This is a genomic window from Marinobacter sp. (genome assembly GCF_041984545.1).
Lineage (GTDB): Bacteria > Pseudomonadota > Gammaproteobacteria > Pseudomonadales > Oleiphilaceae > Marinobacter.
This window is the reverse complement of sequence record NZ_JBHIXV010000013.1, coordinates 1-23817: the sequence shown is the minus strand read 5'-3', so window position 1 is coordinate 23817 and position 23817 is coordinate 1. Positions and strand designations below refer to the sequence as shown.

The following is a 23817-nucleotide window of genomic DNA, read 5'->3' as shown; positions in this document are numbered from 1 at the left end:
TCCTGAGATCTTGCCGTATAAATCGGTTATCTTGGTTCTAACTTCGAAGCGCGTTGAGTTTGGGGGAGCGACGGTTGGGAAGCGCCTTCCAAAACACGCTCCTTGCGGCACATCCATGTGGCGCTTGACTGTCGCCATCCCTGGCGACAGACAGTTTTGGAAGGCGCTTCCCAACCATCGTTGTTACAACTCCCGCGCACCTGAAACAAAAAGATGAAGACGGAGTCTTATGGAAATTCGCCCTGCTGCCACTCTTGTTCTGGCCCGAGATACATCGGAAGGCATTGAAGTCCTGCTGCTGCAGCGCACCTGGGACGCCGTGTTTTTGCCCGGGTATTTTGTGTTTCCCGGTGGCCGGGTTGAGGAACATGAACCCCATGGACGGGAGCACGCGATCGGGGCCGGAGACGCCGAGATCAGTCAGACGTTAAGCGTCGACGAAGGCGGCGCGGATTTTATGCTGGCGGCGGTTCGGGAGTGTTTCGAGGAGTCCGGGATTCTGGTGGCGATGGATCAACAGGGCAAGCCGGTTGCCGGGGATCATCCGGCCCATGGTGACAGGCAGGCATTGTTTGATGGCGAATTAACGCTGGCCCAGCTGTGCCGGAAGCACGGTTTGTCGATTCCTCTGGACCGGCTGGCCTATCTCGGGCACTGGATTACGCCGCCGGGGCCGCCGCGACGGTTTGATACGCGGTTTTTCGTGACGCCGCTGCCGGAGGGCCAGTTGGCCAGTCACGATGGCATTGAGACCATTGATCATGTCTGGCTGCGGCCGGAGCAGGCGCTGGAGGAGCATCGCGCCGGTCGGCGTTTGTTGGGGCTACCCACGATTCGTACGCTGCGGATTCTCAGTGACTTCGACACCACCGAGGCGCTGATGCGCTACGCCCACGCCAATCCGCCGGAGCCCTATCCGAGCGAGCCATGGCCCGCCGTGAAGAAGGGCAAGCCGGTGACTCTGGAACCCGGTGCGCCGGCTTACGATGAGGCGGTGAAGCTGGACCCGGAGGGTGAGGGCTCGACGAAGGCGGAGATCATACCGGGGGAGCCGGTTGAGGTGGCCGCGCGGGTGATGCGGCTGACGGCGCCCAACCCGGGCATGATGACCGGGCCTGGCACCAATACCTACATCCTGGGCCACGAGCGGTTTACGGTGATCGATCCAGGCCCCGCCAAGGACACCCACATCGAGCGGATTCTGGAACTGACCGGCGGGGTGATTGATCAGGTGCTGGTGACCCACACCCACCAGGATCATTCACCGGCGGTGGCCGAGCTGAAGGCCCGGACCGGTTGCCGGGTGTTCGGCTGGCCGGCGCCGGAGGGTGCGGGCCAGGACCAGACCTTTGTGGCCGACGATGAGCCGGAGCATGGCGATCTGATCGTGACCGAGGCCGGTATCCTGAAGGTGCTACATACACCCGGGCACGCCTCCAACCACTTGTGTTACCTCCTCGCAGACCAGCAGCTGCTGTTCTCCGGCGACCACATCATGCAGCGCTCCACGGTGGTGATCAATCCGCCGGACGGCGACATGAAGGCCTACATCGAGTCGCTGTACGATCTACTGGCCGAATCCCTCCGGTTCATTGCGCCGGCCCACGGCTTTCTGATGGGGCACCCGCCGGCGGTCATCGATTTCCTGATCACCCACCGTCTGTCCCGGGAGCACAAGGTGATGCGGGCCCTGGAGACCCTGGCGCCGACGGATCTCAAGTCGCTAACGGCCAGGGCCTATGACGACGTACCGGCCGCCATTCACGGCCTGGCGGCACGGTCGGCCCTGGCGCACCTGCTGAAGCTGGAGGCCGAACACCGGGCCTACCAGGACGGCGACCAGTGGCACCTGGTACACGCGAACTAACCGGACGTAACAGACGCACACTGGATTTCGCAAAACCCTTCTGTTGTCGGCCTCCGCTCGGGCGTATAAATGTAACAGCAATGCAAAACGCCCCAGCGGCAAGGATTCCGGGCGGCCCTGCGCCGCTCTCAGGCATTCATGAAGACGGCATTAAACCTTTGTTACAGCCGTATTCAAGACTGCCACCGCCACTCTATCCTTGCACGCACACGGTTGAACCGAGAGGACGGGACAGAAACCACTATGCTGTTTACGCGGCTTTCATCACCCATTCGCCATGCCCTGATTGCGGGCCTGGTCACACCCTGGCTGGCCCTGTCGGCCATTGCTGCACCCGCCCAGGGGGAAACAGGGTCAGCCAGTACCGGCAAGAAGTCGGACGTGCTGGTTGCCGAGCTGGCAGAAGATGAAAGCGTGGCGGATGTCGAAGAATCGGTACCGCTGAAAACCGCAGACCGGGAGAAACGCAGTGCCGCAACCGCCAGCGCGCGCACCGGTGCCGGAGTCGATACCCCCTCGTCGCCGGCCCGCAAGGTGGCACCGAACATCGACCTCAAACAGGTGGCACCGCCGCCCGAAGCCCAGCCCGCCACCCAGACGGGCCAGACCGGGGAACCGCCCGGGCCGGAGGTAGCGACGGAGGACACCGGTACCGCTGCGGAGCCGGAGATTCTGCCCGGAGAAGTGTTCACACTTCTCGGCAGCGATGTCATGCCCGGCACCTCCACCCGGCTGGCGTGGACCCCCGGCATCCAGATTGCCGGCCTGTCCCAGCCAACCCCGGTGCTGGTGGTGAACGGCGTCAACGCCGGCCCCACCCTGTGTCTGACCGGCGCCATCCACGGTGATGAGCTCAACGGCATCGAGATCATTCGCCAGACCATGTACGACCTCAACCCGGAAAAGCTGTCGGGGCGCGTGGTCGGCATTCCCATCGTCAACCTGCCCGGGTTCCAGCAGGGCAGTCGCTACCTGCCGGACCGGCGCGACCTGAACCGGCACTTCCCCGGCCACCCCGAGGGCAGCCTTGCTGATCGCATCGCCCATTCGCTGTTCGAGAACGTGATTCGCAAATGCGACATGCTGGTGGACATCCACACCGGCTCGCTCAAGCGCACCAACCTGCCCCAGCTGCGGGCCGACATGAACAACCCGGAGGTGGCCGAGTTCACCCGCGGCTTTGACCGCATGGCGGTGGTGCACAGTACCGGCTCACCGGGCATGCTGCGCTCTGCTGCGGTGGCCGCCGGCATCCGCACCGTGACCCTCGAGGCCGGTGAATCCCACCGCATCCAGCAACACCAGATCAGTGCCGGCGTTAACAGCCTGACCAGCCTGATGGAGCGCCAGGGCATGATCTCCCGGATGTTCGTGTGGGGTGATCCGGAGCCGGTCTATTACGATTCTGACTGGATCCGTGCCGATCACGGGGGCATCCTGTTCAGCGAAATCGAACTGGGTGCCCGGGTGTCCAAGGGCGAGATCCTGGGTTATGTCTCCGACCCCATTACCAACGCCCAGCACCCTATCCGCTCCACCAGCGACGGCCGGGTGATTGGTATGGCGGTGGATCAGGTGGTGATGGCAGGGTTCGCCGCCTACCACATTGGTACAGAGGCGGAAGTGCCCGGAGAGTAGTATGCTAGGCTTTTTTTGGGCGAGACCACGACCCCATAGGAGCCTCAGTGTCTTCAGATAGCTCTGGTGAGAAACAGGGAGCGAACCAGGGAATCCTGGCCCGCATTCCTGGCCTGGCCTACATCGGCCTGGTGCTGACACCCCTGTTCTGGGCCGGCAACGCGGTTGTCGCCCGCGGCACTGTAGACAGCATTCCCCCGCTTTCCATGTCGTTCTGGCGCTGGATCATTGCCCTGGCAATCCTGCTGCCGTTCGGCCTGCCCGGGATGTGGCGTCATCGGCACACCATCCGGCAGCGGTTCGGCTCCATGCTGGCCCTCGCCACCTTCAGCGTGGCCGCGTTCAACTCGCTGCTCTATTTCGCGGCCACCACCACCACGGCCACCAACATTGCGTTGATCAATGCCACCATCCCCATTTTCGTGGCACTGCTGGCCTGGGTGCTCCTGGGCGACCGGACCCGGCCCCTGCAGGCCCTGGGTATCACCCTGGCCATTGTCGGCATCGCCACCGTGGTTGCCCGGGGCAACCTCTCGGTGCTGACCAGCCTCCAGGCCCAGGCCGGCGACCTGATCATGGTGGCGGCCGTGTTCAGCTGGGGGTTGTTCTCGGTGCTGCTGCGGCGCCAGGCGGTACCGCTACCAGCCCTGACGTTCCTCACCACCCAGATCCTGCTTGGCACGGTGGTCATCCTGCCATTCTATCTGGCGGATCTGATGTTCTTCTCCGGCGGCTTTGAGCTCTCCCAAGGCACGGCGCTGCCGTTGCTGTATTTCGCCATCTTCCCCGGCATCCTGGCCTATGGCTTCTGGAACCACGGTGTCCACAAGATCGGGCCGGCACGGGCGGCGATCTTCATGTACCTGACTCCGGTGTTCGCCTCCATTCTGGCCTCCGTGTTTCTCGGCGAATCCCTTGGCCTGTTCCACGTGATCGGTGGCCTGTTGATACTCGCAGGCCTGCTACTGGCCACACAGACCGGTCGTCGTGCACACTATCGGCCGCAACGCAAACCCGCAAAAGGAAACGCCCATGACTGATTCCCTGTACCCCATCCTTCGACGCGTCTTTTGCCTGGTCCTATTTCTCGCGGGAGCCACCACTTCACTCTCGGCGGCCGCCCAGCCCTGCGACCCCGAGGCCTCCAAATGGGTACCCAGCCGCTATTATCCGGCCGGCACCGTGGTCTTCCACAAAGGCGAATGGTATGAATCGCGGGAATTGCACCAGGGGCTGGAGCCGGGCATTACCTTTGAGTGGATTGAGCTGGATTCCGTACCCGACTGCGGCAAGCCGAAGCCTGCGCCCGAGGGCACCGGAAAGGATGCCGCCAGCAGTGCTGCCAATGGTGGTGGCGGGAAGGCCGTGCCGGAAACGCCGAAAGCCGGGCCCTCCGAGCGCGGCGTGAACGACCTCGGCCAATGCGAGAAACCGGATCCCTGGCAGTTCTCCAGGAGCTACACGGTGGGCAGCCTGGCCACCCACGGCGGGCAGATCTGGGAGGCCATCCGGCCAACCAATGGCGATATGCCGGGCATGACCGAACCGCCACGCTGGAAACTGGTCAAGGAGCACTGCGCACTGGAAGCGCTGTAAGGCTCAGCCAAGGGCGTTCAGTGCCGCTTCTATGCGGCCGACAACCTGTTCGAGCACCGATCTCGGGCAGCCGATGTTGAGCCGCATGAAGCCACTACCCTGCTCACCAAAGGACAGGCCGGGATTCATGCCAACGCCGGCATCCCTGACGAAGAACCGCTTCAGGCCGGCATCGTCCAGGTCCCGGTCTCGACACAACTCCCGGCAGTCCAGCCACATCAGGTAGGTGCCTTCCGGCACCGCCACCCGGATGCCGGGCAGCCGCTCTGCCACCGCCTGCGCAATGAAATCCCGGTTACCCTGCAGATAATCCATCAGACGGTCGAGCCAGGGTCCACCATGGCGATAGCCCGCCTCAAAGCCGGCGATGCTGAACGGGTTGCACTGGGGCAGATGCATGGATTCAAAGACCGACTTCATGGCCTTCCTGCGCTCGGGATCGGCAATCACCAGCGCCGACAATCCAAGCCCGGGCATGTTGAAGCTCTTGCTCGGGGCCACCGCCGTTATCAGGGCATCCCCGGGACCGGCAAGATTGGCAAGCACCGTGTGGCCGGGTTTGTCCGGGAAGGTCAGGTCGCAGTGGATCTCGTCGGAAATCACCACCAGCTCGTGTCGCCGGGCAATGGCCAGAACCGCCCGCAGCTCGTTCTCGGACCAGACCCGACCCACCGGGTTGTGGGGGGAGCACAGCAGCAGAATCCGGGCATCCGGCCGTGCCGCGCACGCCTCCAGATGGTCCAGATCCATCCGGTAGTGGCCTGCCCGCTCGTCGTCTGGTACCAGTGGATTTTCAATCACTTCGCGCCCGCTGTGCCGGACCGAACTGAAGAACGGCGGGTACACCGGCGGCTGGATGATCACGCCCTCCCCCGGCGCCGCATAGGCCATGCACGCGGCGTTCAGGGACGGCACCACGCCCGGCGCCATCAGGATCCACTCCCGCTCAATCCGCCAGCCGTGGCGGTCGGCAAACCAGTCGATCATCGACTGGTACAGGGAGTCCGGGAAGAGGGTGTAACCGTACACCGGGTGGGACGCTCTCTCCTGCAGCGCCCGGGTGACCGCCTCCGGTGCCGCGAAGTCCATATCCGCGACCCACACCGGGATGACGTCGTCACGGCCAAACACCGCCTTGCGGGCATCAAATTTCACCGAGCAGGTATGCTCTCTGGACACCGGCACATCGAAGGGATTGGACACGGGCGCTCTCCACGGCAACGTTAAAACGGATTAGCGGTATTGTGGTGGGCCGGCCGGGCAACCGCAACCGTGCTCACGGGGCAGTGAACCTGACCCTGACCCTGCACCTCCGGCTTTGGTCTAAGATTGGTGAATTTTGCTTGCCCGGATGGGCTGATACTTGCGAACCTAACGGTTTAACCTGAAACAAGAGTCACAACCTCCCGGAGCCATGTCCATGATTGGCCAGATCCTGTCCACCATGTTGCCGGTCTTCCTGATTGCCGGGTGCGGCGCCCTGTACGGGCGTTACCGTACGCCCGATATCAAGGGTCTGAATGTTCTGAACATGGAACTGTTCGTGCCCATGCTGGTATTCGCGGTACTGGCCGACCAGAAGGCACCCCTGCAGGATTACGCCCAGCTGGCACTGGCAGCGACAGTGGTGGTGCTGGGATCGGGCATTGTGCTCTACCCGCTGGCGAAGGTTCTCAAGCTGAACCTGAAAACCTTCCTGCCGCCGATGATGTTCAACAACTCCGGTAATATGGGCATCCCCATTCTGGTACTGGCGTTCGGCGATGCCGCGCTGCCGGCGGCGGTGGTGCTGTTCATTGTCGAGATGCTGCTGCACTTCTCCGTGGGCCTGTATATGCTGGACCCGCACACCTCCATCATCAAACGTCTGCGATTGCCCATTGTCTTCGCCAGCATTGCCGGCCTTGCCGTCAACCTGGGGGGCGTGGAATTGCCGGAATGGCTGCTGGAAACCCTCAACATGCTCGGCGGGGTGTGTATTCCTCTGATGCTGTTCGCCCTGGGCGTGCGCATGCTCGATGTGGACTTCAGTGACTGGAAGCTCGGTTTGCTCGGCGCGATTGCCTGCCCGGCCAGTGGCCTGATCCTGGCCTGGCCGATGATTGCCCTGCTCGACCTGCCCGGCCTGCAGATCGCCGCGCTCTGGGTGTTTGCGGCCCTGCCGCCCGCGGTACTCAACTACATGGTGGCGGAACAATACCAGCAGGAACCGCACACGGTGGCCTCCCTGGTGCTGCTCAGTAACCTGGCGAGCCTGGTGGTGATGCCGGTGGTGCTCGGCCTGGTGTTTGCCGCCGGCTACGTGTGAGCCGGCGACGCTGTAACGCTTATCAGGCTCAGCCTTTCAGCTGGAACACGCTCACCCGGGCGCGCAGCTGGCCCGCCAGCACCGCCAGGTCGCGGCTGGCTCCAGCCACCTGATCGGAGCCGGCGGAGGTTTCCACAGTGGCATCGTGAATGCGGCTGATGTTCCGGTTCACTTCCTCGGCCACCGAGCTCTGCTCCTCCGAAGCGCTGGCGATCTGCGCGTTCATGTCGTTGATGGCACCCACCTCGCTGCGGATGCGGGCCAGGGCCTCCTCGGCCTCACGGGTTTTGTCGACGGTGGTACGGGCCAGCTCCCGGCTGCTTTCCATCTCGCTGGATGCCTGGCCGGCGCCGGCCTGCAGGGTGCCGATCATTTCCTGGATCTCCCGGGTGGAATCCTGGGTCCGGGACGCCAGGGACCGAACTTCGTCCGCCACCACCGCGAAGCCACGGCCGTGGGTACCAGCCCGGGCGGCCTCGATGGCGGCGTTGAGCGCCAGCAGATTGGTCTGCTCGGCAATGGCGTTGATCACTTCAATGATCTTTTCAATGTTGGCACTGTCTTCAGACACCCGCTGAACCGTTTGCGACGCCTGCTCCAGGGTCTGGGCCAGCCGCCCGATAGAGCTGGCAGTTTCCTCTACTACCCGGTTACCGCTCTCAACCTCGGCGTCGGCCTTCTGGGTGGCAGTCGCGGCGCTTGCGGCAAAGCCGGCCACTTCGTTCACCGTTGCCGCCATCTGGTTCACGGCGGTGGCCATCTGCTCGGCTTCACTGGCCTGCAAGCGAATCTGCCGGCTGTTGTTCTCGGAGGTGCCCTCAAGTTCGTTGGAGGCATTGGACAGTTCCTCTGCCGCCGCCCGAACCTCGTGAATAATGCCGGCAAGCCGCTCAACCGTGTCCTGCAGGGCGCCCATCACGCTGTCCGGGTACCGGGTCTGCAGATCCTGGTCCAGCACACCGTCGGCCAGCTGGCGAATGGCGCTGGCCACATCTTCCGGTTCGCCACCCAGAATCTTCTTGAGTCGGCGGATAATAACGACAGCCACCAGGGCACCCAGAATCACGGCAAGGCCGGTTACCGTGAGATTCAGCGTATTGAAGGTACCGGCCGCCTCCCGGACCTCGTCGACACCACTGGTGACCACTTCTTCCTGGTAATCGATAAACGCGTTGACCCGCTTGAGCCACTCGGAATAGGCACCGGAGACGTCACTGAGCAGGAACGCCCGGGCCTGATCGATCTTCCCCGCCAGCCGCAGCTCAAGGAGCTCCTCGGTCAGGGCCAGTGCACGTCGCTCGATCTCCTTGATGGCGTTCAGCAGCTCCCGCTCCCGGTCGGTGGCCCCCTTGCTGGCGAACATGGCATCCATGGGACCGGCCGAATCGCGATAGAAGGTTTTCAGGCGCTCGATGTCCGCGAGGTGCGTCTGCAGCTCGCGGTCGTTCTCAACCAACACCGCATCGCGAATGGCAATGGCCCGGTCATGCACACTGCCGCGGAAGTTGATGGCGTAGCGCTGTTTGACGGCGGCGCCCTCGCCCACCTCGGTCAGGGTCCGGTCGATAAAGCCGACACGCTGGTTACCAATCAGGCTGACCGCGATCATCAGCGAAAGAATGAGGCCGAAGCCAAGGGCAAGGCGTTTTGCGACGGTGAGCGGGCCAATCATGAATACACTCCGGGTCCGTTTTATTGGATGAGGCTATGTATTCAGAAAAAGTTGCAGACTGGATCAATCAATCGCCCGAAAATACTGCCCGTGTGACAACACTTTTCATTCCTGCAATCAATCTTTACATCTCACCCGCCGGGACCTTGCAACCGCCGATACTTTGGCCGATGGTAAATAACAGCTTCTGGTTATTGCATTCACGATATGGAGGTCTGCCCATGAGTGTTCTTCTCCTGCTGATCAGTGCCCTGGTGCTGATCTATTTCGGTATTGGCGGTACCACCGCCGCAGCGGTGATGGCCATCGCCACCGTTGTTGGTCTGTTCCAGGACGACTGGCACCTGCTCAGCATCCTGTTCGGTGGCGGCCTGCTGGCTCTGGCCCTGATACTGGTCATTCCGGGCGACCTGCGCCTCGACAAGCTGAGTCGACCACTGCTGGGCTGGGTGCGCAGCCGCCTGCCCAAACTCTCCGACACCGAGGCCGAAGCACTGAAATCGGGTTCCGTGGACTGGGACGGCGAACTCTTCTCCGGCCAGCCCAGGTGGAGCAAGCTGCTGGACGCCAAGCCAGCGCACCTCACCAGCGAGGAGCAGGCCTTCCTGGACGGCCCGGTGGAAAAACTCTGTGCCATGCTCGATGACTGGAAAATCACTCACGAGCAGTACGATCTGCCGGACAAGGTCTGGAAGTTCATCCGGGAGAACGGGTTTTTTGGGCTGGTGATTCCCAAAGAGGATGGTGGCCTGGGTTTCTCGAACACCGCCCATTCGGAAATCGTGATGAAGATTTCCACCCGCAGTGTCTCCGCCGCCGTCACCGTGATGGTGCCCAACTCCCTGGGCCCGGGCGAGCTGCTGATGCATTACGGTACCGATGAACAGAAACAGCATTACCTGCCACGCCTGGCCGGTGGCGAGGAGATTCCCTGCTTTGCCCTGACCTCTCCGGTGGCCGGCTCCGACGCCGGCGCCATCCCTGACAAGGGCATCGTCTGCAAGGGCAAGTGGAACGGCAAGGAAGTGCTGGGCCTGAAAGTTACCTGGAACAAGCGCTACATCACCCTGGCGCCGGTGGCGACGCTGATTGGCCTGGCGATCAAGGTCTATGACCCGGACAAACTGCTGGGCGAGAGCGATGACATAGGCGTGACCTGTGTGCTGGTGCCCCGTGACACCGAAGGCGTAAACGCCGGCGCGCGGCACCTGCCCATGAACACCGTGTTCATGAACGGGCCTACGTGGGGCAACGAGGTATTCATTCCCATGGAGCAGGTCATTGGCGGCCAGGACATGCTCGGCAAGGGCTGGACCATGCTGCTGGAATGCCTGTCCATTGGCCGCTCCATCTCCCTGCCGGCCCTGGGCACCGGTGCCGGCAAGGTGGCCAGCCTGGCGACCGGCTCCTACGCCTACACCCGGGAGCAGTTCGGGCGCTCCATCAGCCAGTTTGAAGGCGTGCAGGAAGCACTGGAACCCATCGCCGGCTACACCTACATGATGGACGCCGCCCGGCTGCTCACCTCGGGCATGCTGGATCGGGGCGTTCGGCCTTCGGTGCCCTCGGCGCTGCTCAAGTACCGCAACACCGACCTGATGCGCGAAGTGATCAACCACGCCATGGACGTGGTGGCCGGCCGGGGTGTGATTACCGGGCCCCGCAACTTCCTGGCCAGGGCCTATCAGGCCGTGCCCATTGGCATCACCGTGGAAGGTGCCAACATCCTGACCCGCAGCTTGATGGTGTTCGGCCAGGGCGCGATTCGCTGCCACCCTTTCATCGTGGAGGAAATCGAGGCCGCCGGCATGGCGGACGAAGACCGGGCGGCGAAAAAATTCGACGGTGTGTTCTATCGGCACCTCGCCCACACCACCCGAAACGCCCTGAGGGCATTCCTGCTTGGCCTGACCCGTGGCTGGATTGAATCGGTGCCGCGGCAGGGCAACATCAAGCCCTGCTACCGGCAGCTGGCACGGTTCTCCGCTGCCTTCTCGCTGATGACCGACGTAACCCTGCTCACCGTGGGCGGCGGCCTCAAGGCCCGCCAGCGGCTGTCCGGGCGCATGGCGGACTGCCTGGTGCAGCTGTACTACGCCACCGCCGTGATCAAGCAGTGGCATGAGGAAGGCTACCCGGACGATCAGCGGCCACTGGTGGAGTGGTGCCTGAAAACCTGCCTGCGGGACCTTCAGGGCTCCATGCGCGAGGCGATCATCAACTTCCCGGTGCCAGCCCTGCGCTGGCCTCTGCGACTGCTGGTATTCCCGCTCGGCGCCACCGGCCTGAACGGGCCGGACGACAAGCTGGGCGCCCGGGTGGCCGAAACCATCGTCAAGGACACCCCGGTACGCAAGCGCATCAGCCGCGGCGCCTACACCACCATGGATCCTGAAGATTCCCTGGGCCGGGTGCTGAACGCCTACAAGCTTGCTCACGAAACCGCCGAGATGCGCAGCCGGCTGCACGAAGCCATCCGCAACCGCGACGAGGACCAGATCGACGGCATCGCCCTGCTGATGGGCCATCAACGCAAGGAACTGGTGGACTGGGCCTGCGATCAGGGCATCGTGAAAAAAGAGGAATGCGACAAGCTGCTGGAAGCGCTTGAAGCCCTCTACGACGTGATCCGGGTGGATGCCTTCGACGCCGATGGCCTGAAAGCGCTCAGCCGCTGCGCCAAGGGCAAGCGCAAGGTGGTGGAACGCCCGCCCCGGGAAGAGGAGTGACCGATGCGCTGGCGCGGCCGCACGATGGGCGCGCCAGCGGTCTTACAGGCGTAAGAACGGGTACCGGTTACTGATCGAGAATGTTGATGATCTCCCGGGTGTCCTTGACCACCGTGTAGATCCGGTCTTCCACCCGAACTTCCTGGCGCCCGTCGCCAATGTCGCGCACCTCGCCATAATCGTACAGATCCCTGTAAAGACGATCTCCCGGGCCCAGGTTGACTTTCTTCTGCCAGCCGGGAGGCAGCGGCTTGCCCTGCTCAATTTTCTTCTGCAAACCGGGCGGCAATTCCGCGCTGTGGTTGCCGGCGCTCGCGGGCAAAGCCGCGCCCATCAGACATGTGATTGCGACAGCAAATACTGCTTTGTGCATGGTTGCCTTGCTCCTGTTGAAAATACCTTCGGGCGGGATGGATAAACCAGTCTCCTACTCTCCCGACCCTGTTGTCTACACGCGTGCAGGCGGTGCTTCGTTCCCTACTTCGCCCGCTTCCGCCTGAACACGCCCGTCACTCGGGCAGAATTTCCGGACGCAGCCCCCCGGCAATCGCCTCCGAAACCAACCACCGGCGCAGCAGTTGAATGCCCCGCTCCCGCCGACGGCTGGTTTTCCAGGCAAAGAAAAAGCTGTCGCCGGTCATCACCGAATGACAGGGCAGGCGTACGAAGTCGCTGGAATCCTGGCGGGTGCTGAGCATGTAGTCGTTGGTGAGCGCAATGCCCTGGTGAAACCGGGCCGCCTCCAGCGACAGCAGCATATGGCTGGAGTGCAGCAACCGGCTCGAGGCCGGCAGCGCCATACCGGCCTCGCGATACCAGGCCTCCCAGTCGCCACCCTGCCGATCATAGATGCTGTGAGTCGACAGCAACGGAAATTCCGCGACCTGGGCCGGCGTGAGTGACACCGACGCCGGATCCCCGGTGACTTCCTCCAGACCCAGCTCCCGACGAATCTTCTGCCAGTAATCCTGGCTGCAAACGGGGAACAGGCGTTCCTCGTACAGCAATTCATAACTGAACGCGGTTGAGTTCGGCTTCACCGTGATGAAACAGTCCGCCACCCGATCCGACAGCACCGGGTTGGCACTGCTCATCTCCAGCGACAGATCCAGCTGCGGGTGCTGCCGCTTCAGATCCGGCAGCCTTGGTACCAGCCACCGTACGGCAAAAGAACTGAACACCGACAGCCGCAACAGCGACTCCTCATGCCCCAGCAACGCCTCGCTCGCCCGTTCAATCTGCAACAGCGCCGAGCTGATCCCGTCCAGATACTGACGTCCCTCATCGGTCAGGGTGACCGACCGCCCCGAACGCCAGAACAGCCGTTCCCCGAGGTAGGTTTCCAGCTGCTTGATCTGGTGACTCACCGCACTCTGGGTAATGGCCAGCTCCTCGGCGGCCTGGGAAAAACTCTTCAGGCGGGCAACGGCTTCGAACACGGGCAGCGATTTCAGGGGTGGCAGACGCATCTATCGAATTTTCTAATAGTGGAAAAATATTGATCATTTTATCGGATAGTTAAGCACACCTAGAATTCCCTTGCATTGGGAATCCACGAACGGGTTCCGGGAGGTGGTCGGTCAGGTTGCTTCCGAAAATGCTTGGAGCCATGGATGGCGGAAAGCAAGCGTACATGGACGTACTCGCAGCGGTTTTCGGAAGCAACCTGACCGAGCGCCTCTTGCTCGAAAGTTTATGAACCGCGAGGGAGAGGTTAAATGTCAGGCAAGACCATCAACAGCGCCATCCTGCTACTGGTCATCGGCAACGCCCTGGCCATCGGCTCCGATGTGTTCATCAAACTGCTGGAACCCGGTGCCCCGATCTTCCAGTTTGCCTTCCTGCGCTGCCTGTTCACGCTGGCGTTCCTCATGCCCCTGCTCGGCCAACTCAACCGCCAGCACCTGTTCAGCGGCCTGGGCATCCACACCCTGCGGGCGCACATCCATCTGGCGGGCATCCTGTGCATGGTTGTGGCCCTCAGCCACCTGCCGCTAGCCACGGCCAACGCTCTGTTCTACGGCGCGCCCATACTGGTCATGGTGCTCTCCGCCCTGGTGTTCCGTGAGCGGCTGACACCGCTGAGCGTGGTGGCCGTGTTCAGCGGATTCGCCGGCATTATCGTCATCCTGCGCCCGGTTGAGTTCAACTGGGCCGCCATTGCCGCCCTGGGCTCGGCACTGGCACTGGCCCTGAACGCCGTTATGGTGCGCACCTTGCCCCGACAGCAAAGCACCGTGCACAAGCTGTTCCTGAACTACCTGCTGATCCTGCCGGCCGCCGCTGCCCTCGCCTACTGGGAAGGCGCCGACTGGAACGCCGGCATGCTGGTGAGCGCCGCCGGCTCTGCTCTGCTGATTCTCGGTTACAACATTACCGTGTTGTTGGCCTATCGCCAGGTGGACGCCAACCAGGTGACCAGCGCCGAATACACAGGGCTGATCTGGGCCGTGGGGATTGGCTGGATCTGGTTCGGCGAGGTACCCGACGTGTGGTTCGCCGTGGGCAGTGCCATGATTGTGGTGCCGCTGATTATGCTGGGCCTGCGCTCGCGGCAGCGGAGTCACCGGGTGTTGCAGGTTCAGACGGTGAATGGTTGATGCTCGCGGCCATCAGAGAGGCCCAGGAATGGCCCGATCCCATCTGCAGGGTCTGTTGTGGGGTTAGGGTCATTGATTCGGCGGAACAGGTGACTCGATAGTGAGTGGGGCGCTAAAGGCGGATTAGCGGAGGTTCAGAGTGGTCGCAAAGCGAACATTCGAAGTGGTGCCCAGAGCGCCATCTTCCAGCCGTAAAAGGCCAGGGATTTCGTTGAGACCGAAACCCAGCTACTGCGCCGTTTTCACAAACTTCAGCCTATCAAACTCGCCAGTTACTACGCGTCTGTTAAGTAAAAGTATTTGAAGGCTTCTCGATCACTCTACCTTTAGATTTTGCTGGTATTGCAGCATTTGCTCCATCATCAGCTGCATTTGATCCATGCGCTCCTGCATCATCTGAATTTGTTGCTCGTTAGACAGACTACCACCATTCTTTGATTTACCGCCGCCGTTCATCAGGTGCTGACCTCCCATCATGTCGTTTTGTCCACGCATCATGCCAGGTCCCATCATGCCGCGATGCATATAATCCATTTGTTCTTGCATCGCCTCTCTGTGTTCTCGCATCAATTGTTGCCGTTCTTGCGGTGAAGCTTCATCAGGAATGCGTTGCATCAGCTGGTTCATGTGGGACCAGTTCTGGTGCATCTGCTGCATTTGCTCCTGATCCATCATCATGCCGGGACCATGCCCTTGCCAGGGGCCTTGGTCACCATGCGCTATTACCAATGCTGGAAAAACCAATAGCGCAGCGGTTGCAGCAAGCCCTTTAGATGAAATCATAAAGTTATCCCCCAAAAATGAGATGCCCACTCCATTTCACTTATCATTGTAGATCTTTATCCAGATAAACGCCGATCTTAACGACTAGAGTAAATTAGTCATTGACCCTGTAGTAACTACAGGGTTTTAAATTGCATCATTTGTACGAGAACCGGAGCCGAGAAAATGAGCAACACCTGTGACGGACAGTGTGGCAGTGAGGAAGCTGGCACAGATAATTACACTCGGAACCCCGTTATCACCACACATGGAGCCCAGATCAGCACCTACAAAGTGCCAAAAATGGACTGTCCTTCGGAAGAGCGAATGATTCGAATGGCGCTCAATGGCTTTGACAACATTCGGTCACTCTCATTCGACCTATCGAATCGAAATCTGGAAATTATTCATCAAGGCGAAGCCGGACCTATTACGAGCAAGCTGGAAACCCTGGGGCTGGGCGCTTCCTTGCAGAAGTCAGAAGAGGCCAGCGCTGAATCCGTCAGATCGGCTGAGTCGTCTAATGCCAACGAAACCGAGGAATCCGGCACTTTATGGATACTGCTGGCAATCAACGGTCTGATGTTTCTGGTCGAGATGACGATGGGCCTGATCGCCCAGTCCGCTGGCCTGATTGCAGACTCGCTAGACATGCTTGCCGATGCCGCCGTCTACGGTCTCGCGCTTTACGCCGTTGGGCACGGCATCAAAATGCAGGTCAGAGCGGCGCATGTGGCTGGCATACTCCAGCTTATCCTTGCCGCTGGGGTACTGGTTGAAGTTGGCAGGCGCTTTCTGTTTGGCAGTGATCCGCAGTCGCTGATGATGATGGCCGTCGCATCTGTGGCCCTTATTGCCAACGTCAGTTGCCTGCTCCTGATCGCCAAACACCGTGAAGGCGGTGCTCACATGAAAGCCAGCTGGATATTTTCGGCCAACGACGTGGTCATCAATCTAGGGGTTATCCTCGCAGGGCTTCTTGTCGCCTGGACCGGCTCCAACTACCCGGATCTGGTTATTGGCGGCATTGTGGGAGGCATTGTACTCATCGGTGCCAAGCGCATACTTGCACTAAAAGGATAATTCGATGTCTGGAGACCGTTCTCGCTTTTTTACGCTGAACTTTCTCGGCTTTTCCACGCTGATAGCGTTGGCTGACCAGGCCATTAAATGGCTGGTCCAGCAATCCATGGCTTACGGGCAATCGGTTGAGATCACTTCTTTCTTTAATTGGGTGCACGTATGGAATAAAGGCGCTGCCTTTAGTCTCTTCGCCGATGGCGGGGGCTGGCAGCGATATTTTTTTATTGCGATAGCCGTTGTCGTCTCGGCTGTTCTGGTCAAATTGATTCGGGACAGCCGTCATCGAACTGAAGCCCTGGCTTACGCGATGATACTGGGCGGCGCACTTGGGAATGTCATCGACCGAATGTTTCGAGGCTACGTGGTCGACTATCTCGATTTTCATTGGCAATCCTGGCACTGGCCGGCGTTCAACCTTGCCGACGTATTCATAGTCCTGGGCGTGATCATGATTTTGGCCACTGGCTTTAGGGCCGAAAAAAGTGCCGGAAACAACACGAAATGAACAACTACCGAACAAGGAGAAAATAATGGGCCACGAACATGCTCACATGTCACCGGATACCAAGGACAAGCGAGTTGCAGTAGCCATCTGGGCGAATGGCATCCTGACTGTCGCCCAGATCGCGGGCGGGATCTTCGCTGGCAGCCTGGCGCTGATCGCCGACGCTATACATAACTTTTCAGATATGGCATCGCTGGTTATCGCTTTTGCCGCCCGGAAAATTGCACGCCGCCCGGCCGACTCAAAGATGACCTTTGGCTATGGGAGAGTTGAGATCGTTGCGGCACTCATAAACTACACCACCTTGATCATGATAGGCCTCTACCTGATCTACGAAGGTACCATGCGATTCATTGAGCCGACGGAAATCAAGGGATGGTGGGTAATCTGGCTTGGCATTGTCGCACTGGTGGTGGACGCGTTGACGGCGCTGCTGACCTACTCTATGCAGAAGGGCAGCGTTAATATTCGTGCGTTGTTTTTACACAACTTGTCCGATGCGTTTGCCTCAATAGCAGTCGTTGTAGGCGGTGCCCTGATTCTCCTGTACGACATGCGCTGGGTTGATCCCGCAATCACAATTGGTATCGCCAGCTACATTCTCTACCTGGGCCTGACGGAAATCGGCGGAACCATCCGAACACTCATGCTGGGAAGTCCTGTGGATATCGACACTGATTCGGTCATTGAGGTTGTATCAAAGGTAGAAGGTGTTATCGACCTTCACCACGTACATTTCTGGCAGATGGGTGAGCATGATGCCTCCCTCGACGCCCATGTGGTGGTCGAGATAAGTGCCTGGAATGAACTTGAGAAAGTCAAGGACGAGATAAAACGAACTTTGGAAAACGAATTCAGCATCACTCATTCAACATTGGAGTTTGAACATCCTGATCACAGTCACAAAGATGCCCATACTTATGGCCATGGCTAGCAGGGCTGCTGAAATGGGTGCCGTGTGGCAGATCGACTGCGAATGGCCGACATGCCACACGGTTAAGAACACCTTATGCGAGACGTAATTGAACGCCATCAGGTCTGGGCCTACCTCATCGCTGTTTTTTCCGGCCTCATTGCCGGATGGACCTCTTCCCTCGGCGACAGGGTGCAGGAGTGCCAGAGCACCCGAGCCATTGCGGCAACGCCGGTTCTGTTGATTGCTCAACTGGCTCTTCTTGCACTTTACCTCTGGCTTTTCCTGGGCAATCAGTTCGACGTAAATCTTGAGCTTGGGCGACACCTCCTGCCGGCCTTTGTCGGGCTGCTTGTTGTCCCCCTTATCCTGGCATTTCTGACTGAAAAATGGGCGGAAAAGTCCGAAAAAGCCACCGGGTTGATTCGCTTCATGGGTCTGATGCCGGTCCCTCTGCTGACAGTCGTACTTTTCATCATCTCAATGACACAAGTCAGCCAGATCGACAGTACCGGCCCACTTATCTGGCCCTTGATGATTCTGTTTCCGGCCTATTTGCTAGCTGAGGCTCCGGTTGGAAAGACTCTGCGCCGGGTCTTTCGATTACCGGTAGCAACCGGTCGCACCGTCATTTTCAGCCTTGGCACCCGCAACTCCTTCGTGGTTTAACCTCTGGCATTGTCGCTACCAGAGGCCTGGGCCGCGGCTGTCGTGGTGATTGTCGTGCAGTCCCTGGTGGAACTTATTGATATGATGTTTTATCTGAGGTGGCTTCCCAATCGGCTGCTACCGAATACCGGAAAATCTGACACTCGTTAAACTTATCTAAAATAGGAAGATCTTACGTGCGTACCCGAACCCTGGTCACAAGCCTCGTTCTTTTTTGTCTGGTTGTCTTCGCGGCCGCTTTCGTTTATTACGATCGTTCTCAAGGCATTGATGAACCCGCCGTTGTTGAAAAAACGCCGCTGGTGAGAGATTACTCTCCCGTTATCGGCCCTGAGGACGCGCCGGTAACCATTGTCGAATTCTTCGACCCATCCTGCGAAGGCTGTCGCGCCATGCATCCCTATGTGAAACAGATTCAGGCTGCATACCCGGACAACGTGCGTCTGGTCCTGCGCTACGTATTGTTTCACAAAGGCTCGGAAGAGGCCGTCAGAATTCTGGAAACCGCCCGCGAACAGGGGATCTACGAGCCGGTGCTTGACGCTGTCATGGAAGCCCAACCCCAGTGGCATGACGATCCAAAGGTCGCCGCAGCATGGGATGCGGCGGAGTCAGCCGGGCTTGATTTAGAAGCCGCCCGGGCCGGTATGAACTCGCAGGAGATTGACCGCATTATTCAACAGGATGCGGCTGACGTGAAAGCGGTTGGAATTTCTGGAACCCCAACCTTTTACGTCAACGGGGACACCTTAAGTCGGCTGGGACCCCAAGAACTGTACGACCTTGTCACCTCCAAGGTAGAGTCGCCTCAATAACAACTTCAGAACCGGCAACGCTATGTCACTGCTTGACTACTTATTACCTTACGATTTCTCGCCGCTGACCATACTGAGCTACATGCTCGTGATGGGGTTCTATGGCGTTGGGCTATTTCGGATGCCGGAACAGGACCGGCCAGGCGCACTGCGGATCTTTGCGTTCACCCTGGGGGTGATGATCTGTTATGCGGTGATGCAGACCCGCTTCGATTACTACGCGCAATACATGTTCTTCGTCCATCGGGGCCAGCATCTGATCCTTCATCATATTGGGCCTATCCTGATCGCGCTTTCCAATCCCTTGCCGGTCATGCGGTTCTGGTTTGAAAAAATCAGCCCAGGCTGGAGGCGCACGCTCCGGCCTCTGGGTTGGTTTTATCAGGTCCTGCAACAACCCTTCATCGCCCTATTCCTGTTTGTCGGGCTCATTTATTTCTGGCTGTGGCCATCAATCCATTTCGACGCCATGCTCAGCCGGGATCTGTACTGGGTCATGAACTGGAGCATGTTACTGGATGGCCTGCTGTTCTGGTGGTTGATCTTCGACCCGCGACCGCCTGCGATCACCTCATCGCTGGGGTATGGCAGACGCATGTTGGTTCTGGCTGCCGCAGGTGTGCTTCAGATGTTTCTTGGGGCGTGGATCGTGTTCTCACGTGACATGGTCTACGACGTTTACGAAGTCTGTGGCAGGGCCTGGCCGCTGGACCCGGAAGTCGACCAGCTCCTGGGCGGCATGCTGACCTATATCCCTCCCGCTATGATGAGCATCCTTGGCATTCTTCTGATGCTTCGGCGAGCCATGCATCAGGACGGAAAATATGCCAATCAATCCAAACCACTTGAGGAAACAGCGTCATGAGAACTCGCTTCTGGCGACAGCGCACCAACATCATATCGGCGACCTTAACGCTGATTGCATCCCTATTGCTGACTGGTTGCTTTGCCAATGACGAGGAAGACTGGAACGGTAAAAACATCAGTGGCTTGATGCCTGAGCTGGAATTCGACCTGATCAATAGCCAGGGCGAGTCGGTATCTGGCGAGGATTACAGTGGACGGGTGAGAATGCTGTTTTTCGGGTTCACCTCGTGCCCCGATGTTTGCCCAACCGCCCTGCAAAAGCTCAATCAGGCAACCAGTGGCCTGGCCCCGACGCTTCAGGATGAAGTACTCACTTTGTTCGTGAGTGTCGATCCGAAACGTGACACGCCCGAGCGCCTCGCAAAATACGTGGATTTCTTCGGTGACAATATTGTAGGGCTCACTGGAAAAGAACCCCAGCTTCGTGAACTGGCAAAACGATATAGGACAACCTTCGGTTATGACGAACCTGACGCTGATGGAAATTATGCGGTGTCACACAGCAGCGCGATTTATGTATTTGATCGCGAAGGTAACCCTCGCCTTTTAATGCGGCCCGATTTGAGCGGGGAAGAAATTCGGCATGACCTCGCTGCTCTTATTCAGGAGGATGCCTGAGTTAACGAAGCTTGCCATTGGAAAGTAATGCTTAGCTGCTGCGGAATACGGCAGCAGCCCGTGACTCAAGATTTGATTGTCGGATGCTTATGTTCATCTTTTGCCGGGCTTCACATATCCAGTTTTTTTGGCCTTTGGAAAGCTGGGGGCAGGTCAATCGGGGTAAACATCGGCTTAGCCCATTATCGCTAACTCTATACCGGAATTAGTTGGCACCTGAAAGTTGCTCCATCAACCATGATGAATCAAAGGCCAATGACGAGCTTGGAACCTTCGGGGGGGAGAAGGAAGGCCTGACTCGAATGTTCGCTTTTGTTTAGCGACGGGAGGAGCCTGATCGAAACCCGAGGGTGAGCATCGACCGGGGCTGGCAGCGTCAGCGGCATCCAAAGGGACCAAGGACACAAGTTACGCACCTAGATCTCAATACTCTCAGCTATCTCCAGAGCATCCTCGACCTCAACACCAAGGTACCGCACGGTGCTCGACATATTCGTGTGTCCCAACAGCAACTGGACGGCTCGAAGATTCTTGGTCTTCTTGTAGATCAATGTCGCTTTGCTGCGTCTCATTGAATGGGTTGCGTAGACTGAAGGGTCAAGTCCAATGCTGGTAATCCACTTTTTGACAAGACGGGCGTATTGGTGAGTAGTGATATGGTCGAACTTTCGCATCCGGCTCGGCCACAAATAATCCATACCCGAGAGTCCGCGCAACTCGATCCATGCTTCGACCGATTCGCGCGTCTTTTTGGTTATCTCAAACTGGACAGGCTGACTGGTCTTCTGCTGGATGACTTGCGCCCGATCCAGAACCTCGCCGTTTCTGGAAATATCTCGAACCAGGAGCTTTACCAAATCGCAGGACCGGAGTTTGCAATCAATTGCCATGTTGAACATCGCCAGCTCGCGGATGTTCTTAGCAATCTCCAACCGAATGCGGATAGCCCATATTTGTTCGAGTTTGAGCGGTAACTTCTGGCCAACAAGCTTTCCCTTATTCCAGGGAGCTTTGGCTATTGGAAATGTCATGGCGTGGCCCTCTTCGGAGGGTAAGAGCCTTTAAGTATGGTTCAGAAAATTGTTTTCTGCTGGTCAATCACGAAAGCGAACGTTCAGGCGGATAGTCCAACACTTCCCCCGGGAGAAATTCCGCCTCTTTTTAGAGAGATCCGCAGTAACGCGGCAGAACCCGACTACCGTCCACTTGTCTGTGAGAGTTCGACTGCTTCCAGACATTGCTCAAAAGGCAGCCAAAGCGCTAAAGCATCACCCTCAACGGCATCAATAGCGACGAACCCGAACTTTTCGTAGAATCTTTTTGAGTCGTCGTCTTTGGCATCTACCGCACAGCCGATACCTCCAACTGAAATCGACGCATCAACAACCCGTCTCAAGCACTCGACCAGCAGGTATGCTCCTAATCCATACCCTTTCACAGAGTTATCAACCGCAAGTCGTGCCAGCCGGTAAACCGGCGGATCCGACGGAAACCGCTTTTGCAGGGGATGCCCCTGGGGGAAGACAACGGTGCTTGGAAGAAGAGTGTAATAACCCAGGATCTCCGTCGGGTCGCCCTCATCTTCAATCAGTACATAAGTCCGTGTCGCCATCTTCTGGCTACTTTGCCGGGCAATTTTCTTTAAGAACTCGTTGAGTGCAGGCTTACCGCAGTCAAATTTTCGCCGATTGTGCTTTTTACTGATTTCTTCGGTTCTTAAAGTCACCAGCCAACTTCCTGTGGTTGAGTGCAGCTTCCCGAAGCTTTGGGTTAATCGGCTCAGGGTTATCCAGCAGCTCCAGCATAAGATCAGCACTTTGCCGGGAAACCTGAATTTGTAGCGCCTGACGCTCGGCCTCCTGTGCTTCTTTCTTTGCAGCGTAGATCAGGAACTGACTCAAGCTGCGGCCCGTTAACTCTGCTGCATGAGCAATAAGTCTCTGCGTTTCTTCATCGACACGGGCCACCAGGCGAGTGTCTTTACCTTGTGTGTTCATCATATTCTTCACCGATGGTGGGATAGGCTCGACTGGAACCCAAGAAAACCATCTTCCTTGATAAAAAGTGATTCGACGGACTCAATCTACGTGTGCCATGTTGGCATACATTACTGCCTCAATCAACCTTGTATGCCAATACGGCACATGCAATTTATAAGATTCTCAGCTGCACAAGGTCGCAAAGCGGACATTCGACCTCTTTCAAAGAGCGTCCGTATTGCCCGCAAAGCCGTCCTTGCACTGCACACTGAAGACCAGCGTTCTCAACTTCGGCAGCGGGCCTTGTACGCTGTAGAGCATCAGAAAGGCTTAATACAAGTCCACGACACCGAGAATGAAACTTAATAGCAGTCTAATCAGTGCGTGAGGCCCCTTCCCTTGCAGGTCAGATCTTCAATGCGGCTTTGGTTCGCCGGGCAAGACTTTCCGCCACATCGGCCGGTGAAATTGGTGACTGGTCGTTCACCCACACGGTGATTGTTATCTCGCTGGAATCAGCATTTTGCTTTGTGATGTTGTGATCCATGACATAAAGCGCATCGCCATGCTGCCGGTGGGCCCGCATTCGGTAGTAAACAGATGGCTCTGAGTCGTAGGCCCAGGCAAAGGTCTTCATTTTTGTTTCGGCCAATGATCCCCACTCCTGGCGGATTTCCTGCTCGGACTGGTACTCGTATTCCTTTTTGATTCTGATAAACGCCACATCGACGTTAAGTGGGACAGAAAAAGAGGTCGTGGATTCAGTAAAAGTCTTTCTGCCGGAAGACGAACCAGCCGAGCCTGAAGACTCGGATTGAGCGGTCGCCTGATCAGACGGTTTATAGGTGCTGCCTGGAATCGACCCGTCGTGGTTCAGGGGTTCACCCGTGAGAGGGTTATTGATGCAGGTGACGCATTTTCCACCAACCAACACGTGTTCGGTTGTTGAGCAGCCAGTTAAGGCCGCTGCCAACCCCAGTGACAAAACTAGGGAGACTCTGAATAAGTCGCCGGAATCGGCGATAATACGGCCATCGCCAACTGCATAGGATTCGTTGCCACCATGGATCAGATGACCTTCTCCGAAGCCGAGTACCAGACCAAGAAGCGCAAGACTCGCCGCGAGATCTTTCTGGAGAGGATGGACAAGCTGATTCCCTGGAAGCCGTTGGAGAAGAAAGTAGCTCGCTATTACC

The 23817-nt window shown here is 58.6% G+C and carries 23 protein-coding genes; 14 read left to right on the top strand and 9 right to left on the bottom strand.

Translation table 11 applies throughout. The features are described 5' to 3' along the window. The first annotated feature begins 229 nt into the window (after positions 1 to 229). From ACFC20_RS08105 to ACFC20_RS08090, 4 genes are all read left to right on the top strand, one after another. Positions 230 to 1867, top strand: a complete 1638-nt coding sequence (locus ACFC20_RS08105) for an MBL fold metallo-hydrolase (protein ID WP_375192559.1) — start codon at positions 230 to 232, stop codon at positions 1865 to 1867. Between the two features lie 243 nt (positions 1868 to 2110). Further along, positions 2111 to 3505, top strand: coding sequence for a succinylglutamate desuccinylase/aspartoacylase family protein (locus ACFC20_RS08100; RefSeq protein ID WP_375192558.1), 1395 nt, complete (start codon positions 2111 to 2113; stop codon positions 3503 to 3505). A gap of 92 nt (positions 3506 to 3597) precedes the next feature. Next, positions 3598 to 4545 (top strand): DMT family transporter, encoded by a 948-nt coding sequence (locus ACFC20_RS08095; protein ID WP_375192615.1) that lies wholly within the window; start codon positions 3598 to 3600, stop codon positions 4543 to 4545. Beyond that, positions 4538 to 5101 carry a carbohydrate-binding protein gene (locus tag ACFC20_RS08090; protein ID WP_375192557.1) on the top strand — a complete coding sequence of 188 codons (564 nt, stop codon included), beginning with the start codon at positions 4538 to 4540 and terminating at the stop codon, positions 5099 to 5101. The genes ACFC20_RS08095 and ACFC20_RS08090 overlap by 8 nt, the downstream gene beginning before the upstream one ends. A 3-nt stretch (positions 5102 to 5104) precedes the next feature. On the opposite strand, the gene ACFC20_RS08085 is transcribed toward ACFC20_RS08090, so the two are convergent. Next, on the bottom strand, positions 5105 to 6304 hold the full coding sequence (locus ACFC20_RS08085; RefSeq protein ID WP_375183254.1) for a MalY/PatB family protein: 1200 nt from the start codon (positions 6302 to 6304) through the stop codon (positions 5105 to 5107). A gap of 217 nt (positions 6305 to 6521) precedes the next feature. Between ACFC20_RS08085 and ACFC20_RS08080 the strand changes: the two genes are divergently transcribed. Then, positions 6522 to 7409, top strand: coding sequence for an AEC family transporter (locus ACFC20_RS08080; RefSeq protein WP_091990988.1), 888 nt, complete (start codon positions 6522 to 6524; stop codon positions 7407 to 7409). Between the two features lie 28 nt (positions 7410 to 7437). On the opposite strand, the gene ACFC20_RS08075 is transcribed toward ACFC20_RS08080, so the two are convergent. Continuing rightward, positions 7438 to 9081 (bottom strand): methyl-accepting chemotaxis protein, encoded by a 1644-nt coding sequence (locus tag ACFC20_RS08075; RefSeq protein ID WP_375183253.1) that lies wholly within the window; start codon positions 9079 to 9081, stop codon positions 7438 to 7440. Positions 9082 to 9302: 221 nt separating this feature from the next. Here ACFC20_RS08075 and ACFC20_RS08070 point away from each other — a divergent pair, with 221 nt between their 5' ends. After that, the gene (locus ACFC20_RS08070; RefSeq protein ID WP_375192556.1) at positions 9303 to 11810 is read left to right on the top strand and encodes an acyl-CoA dehydrogenase; all 2508 of its coding nucleotides are present in this window, start codon (positions 9303 to 9305) and stop codon (positions 11808 to 11810) included. A 67-nt stretch (positions 11811 to 11877) separates the two neighbouring features. On the opposite strand, the gene ACFC20_RS08065 is transcribed toward ACFC20_RS08070, so the two are convergent. Beyond that, entirely contained in the window at positions 11878 to 12183 is a 306-nt protein-coding gene (locus ACFC20_RS08065) for a hypothetical protein (RefSeq protein WP_375192555.1), read from the bottom strand. A 136-nt stretch (positions 12184 to 12319) separates the two neighbouring features. After that, complete coding sequence (locus tag ACFC20_RS08060) at positions 12320 to 13279, bottom strand: LysR family transcriptional regulator (protein ID WP_375192554.1); 960 nt, start codon at positions 13277 to 13279, stop codon at positions 12320 to 12322. A gap of 249 nt (positions 13280 to 13528) precedes the next feature. Here ACFC20_RS08060 and ACFC20_RS08055 point away from each other — a divergent pair, with 249 nt between their 5' ends. Beyond that, positions 13529 to 14410, top strand: coding sequence for a DMT family transporter (locus ACFC20_RS08055; protein ID WP_375192553.1), 882 nt, complete (start codon positions 13529 to 13531; stop codon positions 14408 to 14410). Positions 14411 to 14725: 315 nt separating this feature from the next. Here ACFC20_RS08055 and ACFC20_RS08050 read toward each other — a convergent pair whose 3' ends face one another. Continuing rightward, on the bottom strand, positions 14726 to 15193 hold the full coding sequence (locus tag ACFC20_RS08050) for a hypothetical protein (RefSeq protein ID WP_375192552.1): 468 nt from the start codon (positions 15191 to 15193) through the stop codon (positions 14726 to 14728). A gap of 165 nt (positions 15194 to 15358) precedes the next feature. Here ACFC20_RS08050 and ACFC20_RS08045 point away from each other — a divergent pair, with 165 nt between their 5' ends. The 7 genes from ACFC20_RS08045 (at position 15359) to ACFC20_RS08015 (ending at position 20642) form a co-directional block, all read left to right on the top strand. Then, complete coding sequence (locus ACFC20_RS08045) at positions 15359 to 16255, top strand: cation transporter (RefSeq protein WP_375192551.1); 897 nt, start codon at positions 15359 to 15361, stop codon at positions 16253 to 16255. A gap of 4 nt (positions 16256 to 16259) precedes the next feature. Continuing rightward, positions 16260 to 16760 (top strand): signal peptidase II, encoded by a 501-nt coding sequence (gene lspA, locus ACFC20_RS08040; protein WP_375192550.1) that lies wholly within the window; start codon positions 16260 to 16262, stop codon positions 16758 to 16760. Between the two features lie 25 nt (positions 16761 to 16785). Further along, complete coding sequence (locus ACFC20_RS08035; RefSeq protein ID WP_375192549.1) at positions 16786 to 17694, top strand: cation diffusion facilitator family transporter; 909 nt, start codon at positions 16786 to 16788, stop codon at positions 17692 to 17694. A gap of 171 nt (positions 17695 to 17865) precedes the next feature. After that, positions 17866 to 18342, top strand: coding sequence for a hypothetical protein (locus ACFC20_RS08030; RefSeq protein ID WP_375192548.1), 477 nt, complete (start codon positions 17866 to 17868; stop codon positions 18340 to 18342). A gap of 176 nt (positions 18343 to 18518) precedes the next feature. Further along, positions 18519 to 19157, top strand: coding sequence for a thioredoxin domain-containing protein (locus ACFC20_RS08025; RefSeq protein WP_014575723.1), 639 nt, complete (start codon positions 18519 to 18521; stop codon positions 19155 to 19157). Between the two features lie 22 nt (positions 19158 to 19179). Further along, complete coding sequence (locus ACFC20_RS08020; RefSeq protein ID WP_014575722.1) at positions 19180 to 20022, top strand: cytochrome c oxidase assembly protein; 843 nt, start codon at positions 19180 to 19182, stop codon at positions 20020 to 20022. Beyond that, positions 20019 to 20642, top strand: coding sequence for an SCO family protein (locus ACFC20_RS08015; protein WP_375192547.1), 624 nt, complete (start codon positions 20019 to 20021; stop codon positions 20640 to 20642). The genes ACFC20_RS08020 and ACFC20_RS08015 overlap by 4 nt, the downstream gene beginning before the upstream one ends. Before the next feature lie 416 nt (positions 20643 to 21058). Here ACFC20_RS08015 and ACFC20_RS08010 read toward each other — a convergent pair whose 3' ends face one another. The 4 genes from ACFC20_RS08010 to ACFC20_RS07995 all read right to left on the bottom strand — a co-directional run. Further along, the gene (locus ACFC20_RS08010; protein WP_375192546.1) at positions 21059 to 21673 is read right to left on the bottom strand and encodes a tyrosine-type recombinase/integrase; all 615 of its coding nucleotides are present in this window, start codon (positions 21671 to 21673) and stop codon (positions 21059 to 21061) included. A 164-nt stretch (positions 21674 to 21837) separates the two neighbouring features. Then, positions 21838 to 22368, bottom strand: coding sequence for a GNAT family N-acetyltransferase (locus ACFC20_RS08005; RefSeq protein WP_375192545.1), 531 nt, complete (start codon positions 22366 to 22368; stop codon positions 21838 to 21840). Next, positions 22340 to 22642 carry a DUF1778 domain-containing protein gene (locus ACFC20_RS08000; RefSeq protein WP_106672860.1) on the bottom strand — a complete coding sequence of 101 codons (303 nt, stop codon included), beginning with the start codon at positions 22640 to 22642 and terminating at the stop codon, positions 22340 to 22342. Before ACFC20_RS08000 ends, ACFC20_RS08005 begins: the two co-directional genes overlap by 29 nt. Before the next feature lie 385 nt (positions 22643 to 23027). After that, positions 23028 to 23817: hypothetical protein (locus ACFC20_RS07995; protein ID WP_375192544.1), on the bottom strand; the 790-nt coding region annotated here is incomplete at its 5' end.

What these genes read in the sequence shown, in the direction of transcription:
- ACFC20_RS08105 (WP_375192559.1), top strand. Translation starts at nt 230, where the DNA reads ATGGAAATTCGCCCTGCTGCCACTCTTGTTCTGGCCCGAGATACATCG.
- ACFC20_RS08100 (WP_375192558.1), top strand. Translation starts at nt 2,111, where the DNA reads ATGCTGTTTACGCGGCTTTCATCACCCATTCGCCATGCCCTGATTGCG.
- ACFC20_RS08090 (WP_375192557.1), top strand. Translation starts at nt 4,538, where the DNA reads ATGACTGATTCCCTGTACCCCATCCTTCGACGCGTCTTTTGCCTGGTC.
- ACFC20_RS08080 (WP_091990988.1), top strand. Translation starts at nt 6,522, where the DNA reads ATGATTGGCCAGATCCTGTCCACCATGTTGCCGGTCTTCCTGATTGCC.
- ACFC20_RS08075 (WP_375183253.1), bottom strand. Translation starts at nt 9,081, where the DNA reads ATGATTGGCCCGCTCACCGTCGCAAAACGCCTTGCCCTTGGCTTCGGC.
- ACFC20_RS08070 (WP_375192556.1), top strand. Translation starts at nt 9,303, where the DNA reads ATGAGTGTTCTTCTCCTGCTGATCAGTGCCCTGGTGCTGATCTATTTC.
- ACFC20_RS08065 (WP_375192555.1), bottom strand. Translation starts at nt 12,183, where the DNA reads ATGCACAAAGCAGTATTTGCTGTCGCAATCACATGTCTGATGGGCGCG.
- ACFC20_RS08060 (WP_375192554.1), bottom strand. Translation starts at nt 13,279, where the DNA reads ATGCGTCTGCCACCCCTGAAATCGCTGCCCGTGTTCGAAGCCGTTGCC.
- ACFC20_RS08055 (WP_375192553.1), top strand. Translation starts at nt 13,529, where the DNA reads ATGTCAGGCAAGACCATCAACAGCGCCATCCTGCTACTGGTCATCGGC.
- ACFC20_RS08050 (WP_375192552.1), bottom strand. Translation starts at nt 15,193, where the DNA reads ATGATTTCATCTAAAGGGCTTGCTGCAACCGCTGCGCTATTGGTTTTT.
- ACFC20_RS08045 (WP_375192551.1), top strand. Translation starts at nt 15,359, where the DNA reads ATGAGCAACACCTGTGACGGACAGTGTGGCAGTGAGGAAGCTGGCACA.
- lspA (WP_375192550.1), top strand. Translation starts at nt 16,260, where the DNA reads ATGTCTGGAGACCGTTCTCGCTTTTTTACGCTGAACTTTCTCGGCTTT.
- ACFC20_RS08035 (WP_375192549.1), top strand. Translation starts at nt 16,786, where the DNA reads ATGGGCCACGAACATGCTCACATGTCACCGGATACCAAGGACAAGCGA.
- ACFC20_RS08020 (WP_014575722.1), top strand. Translation starts at nt 19,180, where the DNA reads ATGTCACTGCTTGACTACTTATTACCTTACGATTTCTCGCCGCTGACC.
- ACFC20_RS08015 (WP_375192547.1), top strand. Translation starts at nt 20,019, where the DNA reads ATGAGAACTCGCTTCTGGCGACAGCGCACCAACATCATATCGGCGACC.
- ACFC20_RS08010 (WP_375192546.1), bottom strand. Translation starts at nt 21,673, where the DNA reads ATGACATTTCCAATAGCCAAAGCTCCCTGGAATAAGGGAAAGCTTGTT.
- ACFC20_RS08000 (WP_106672860.1), bottom strand. Translation starts at nt 22,642, where the DNA reads ATGATGAACACACAAGGTAAAGACACTCGCCTGGTGGCCCGTGTCGAT.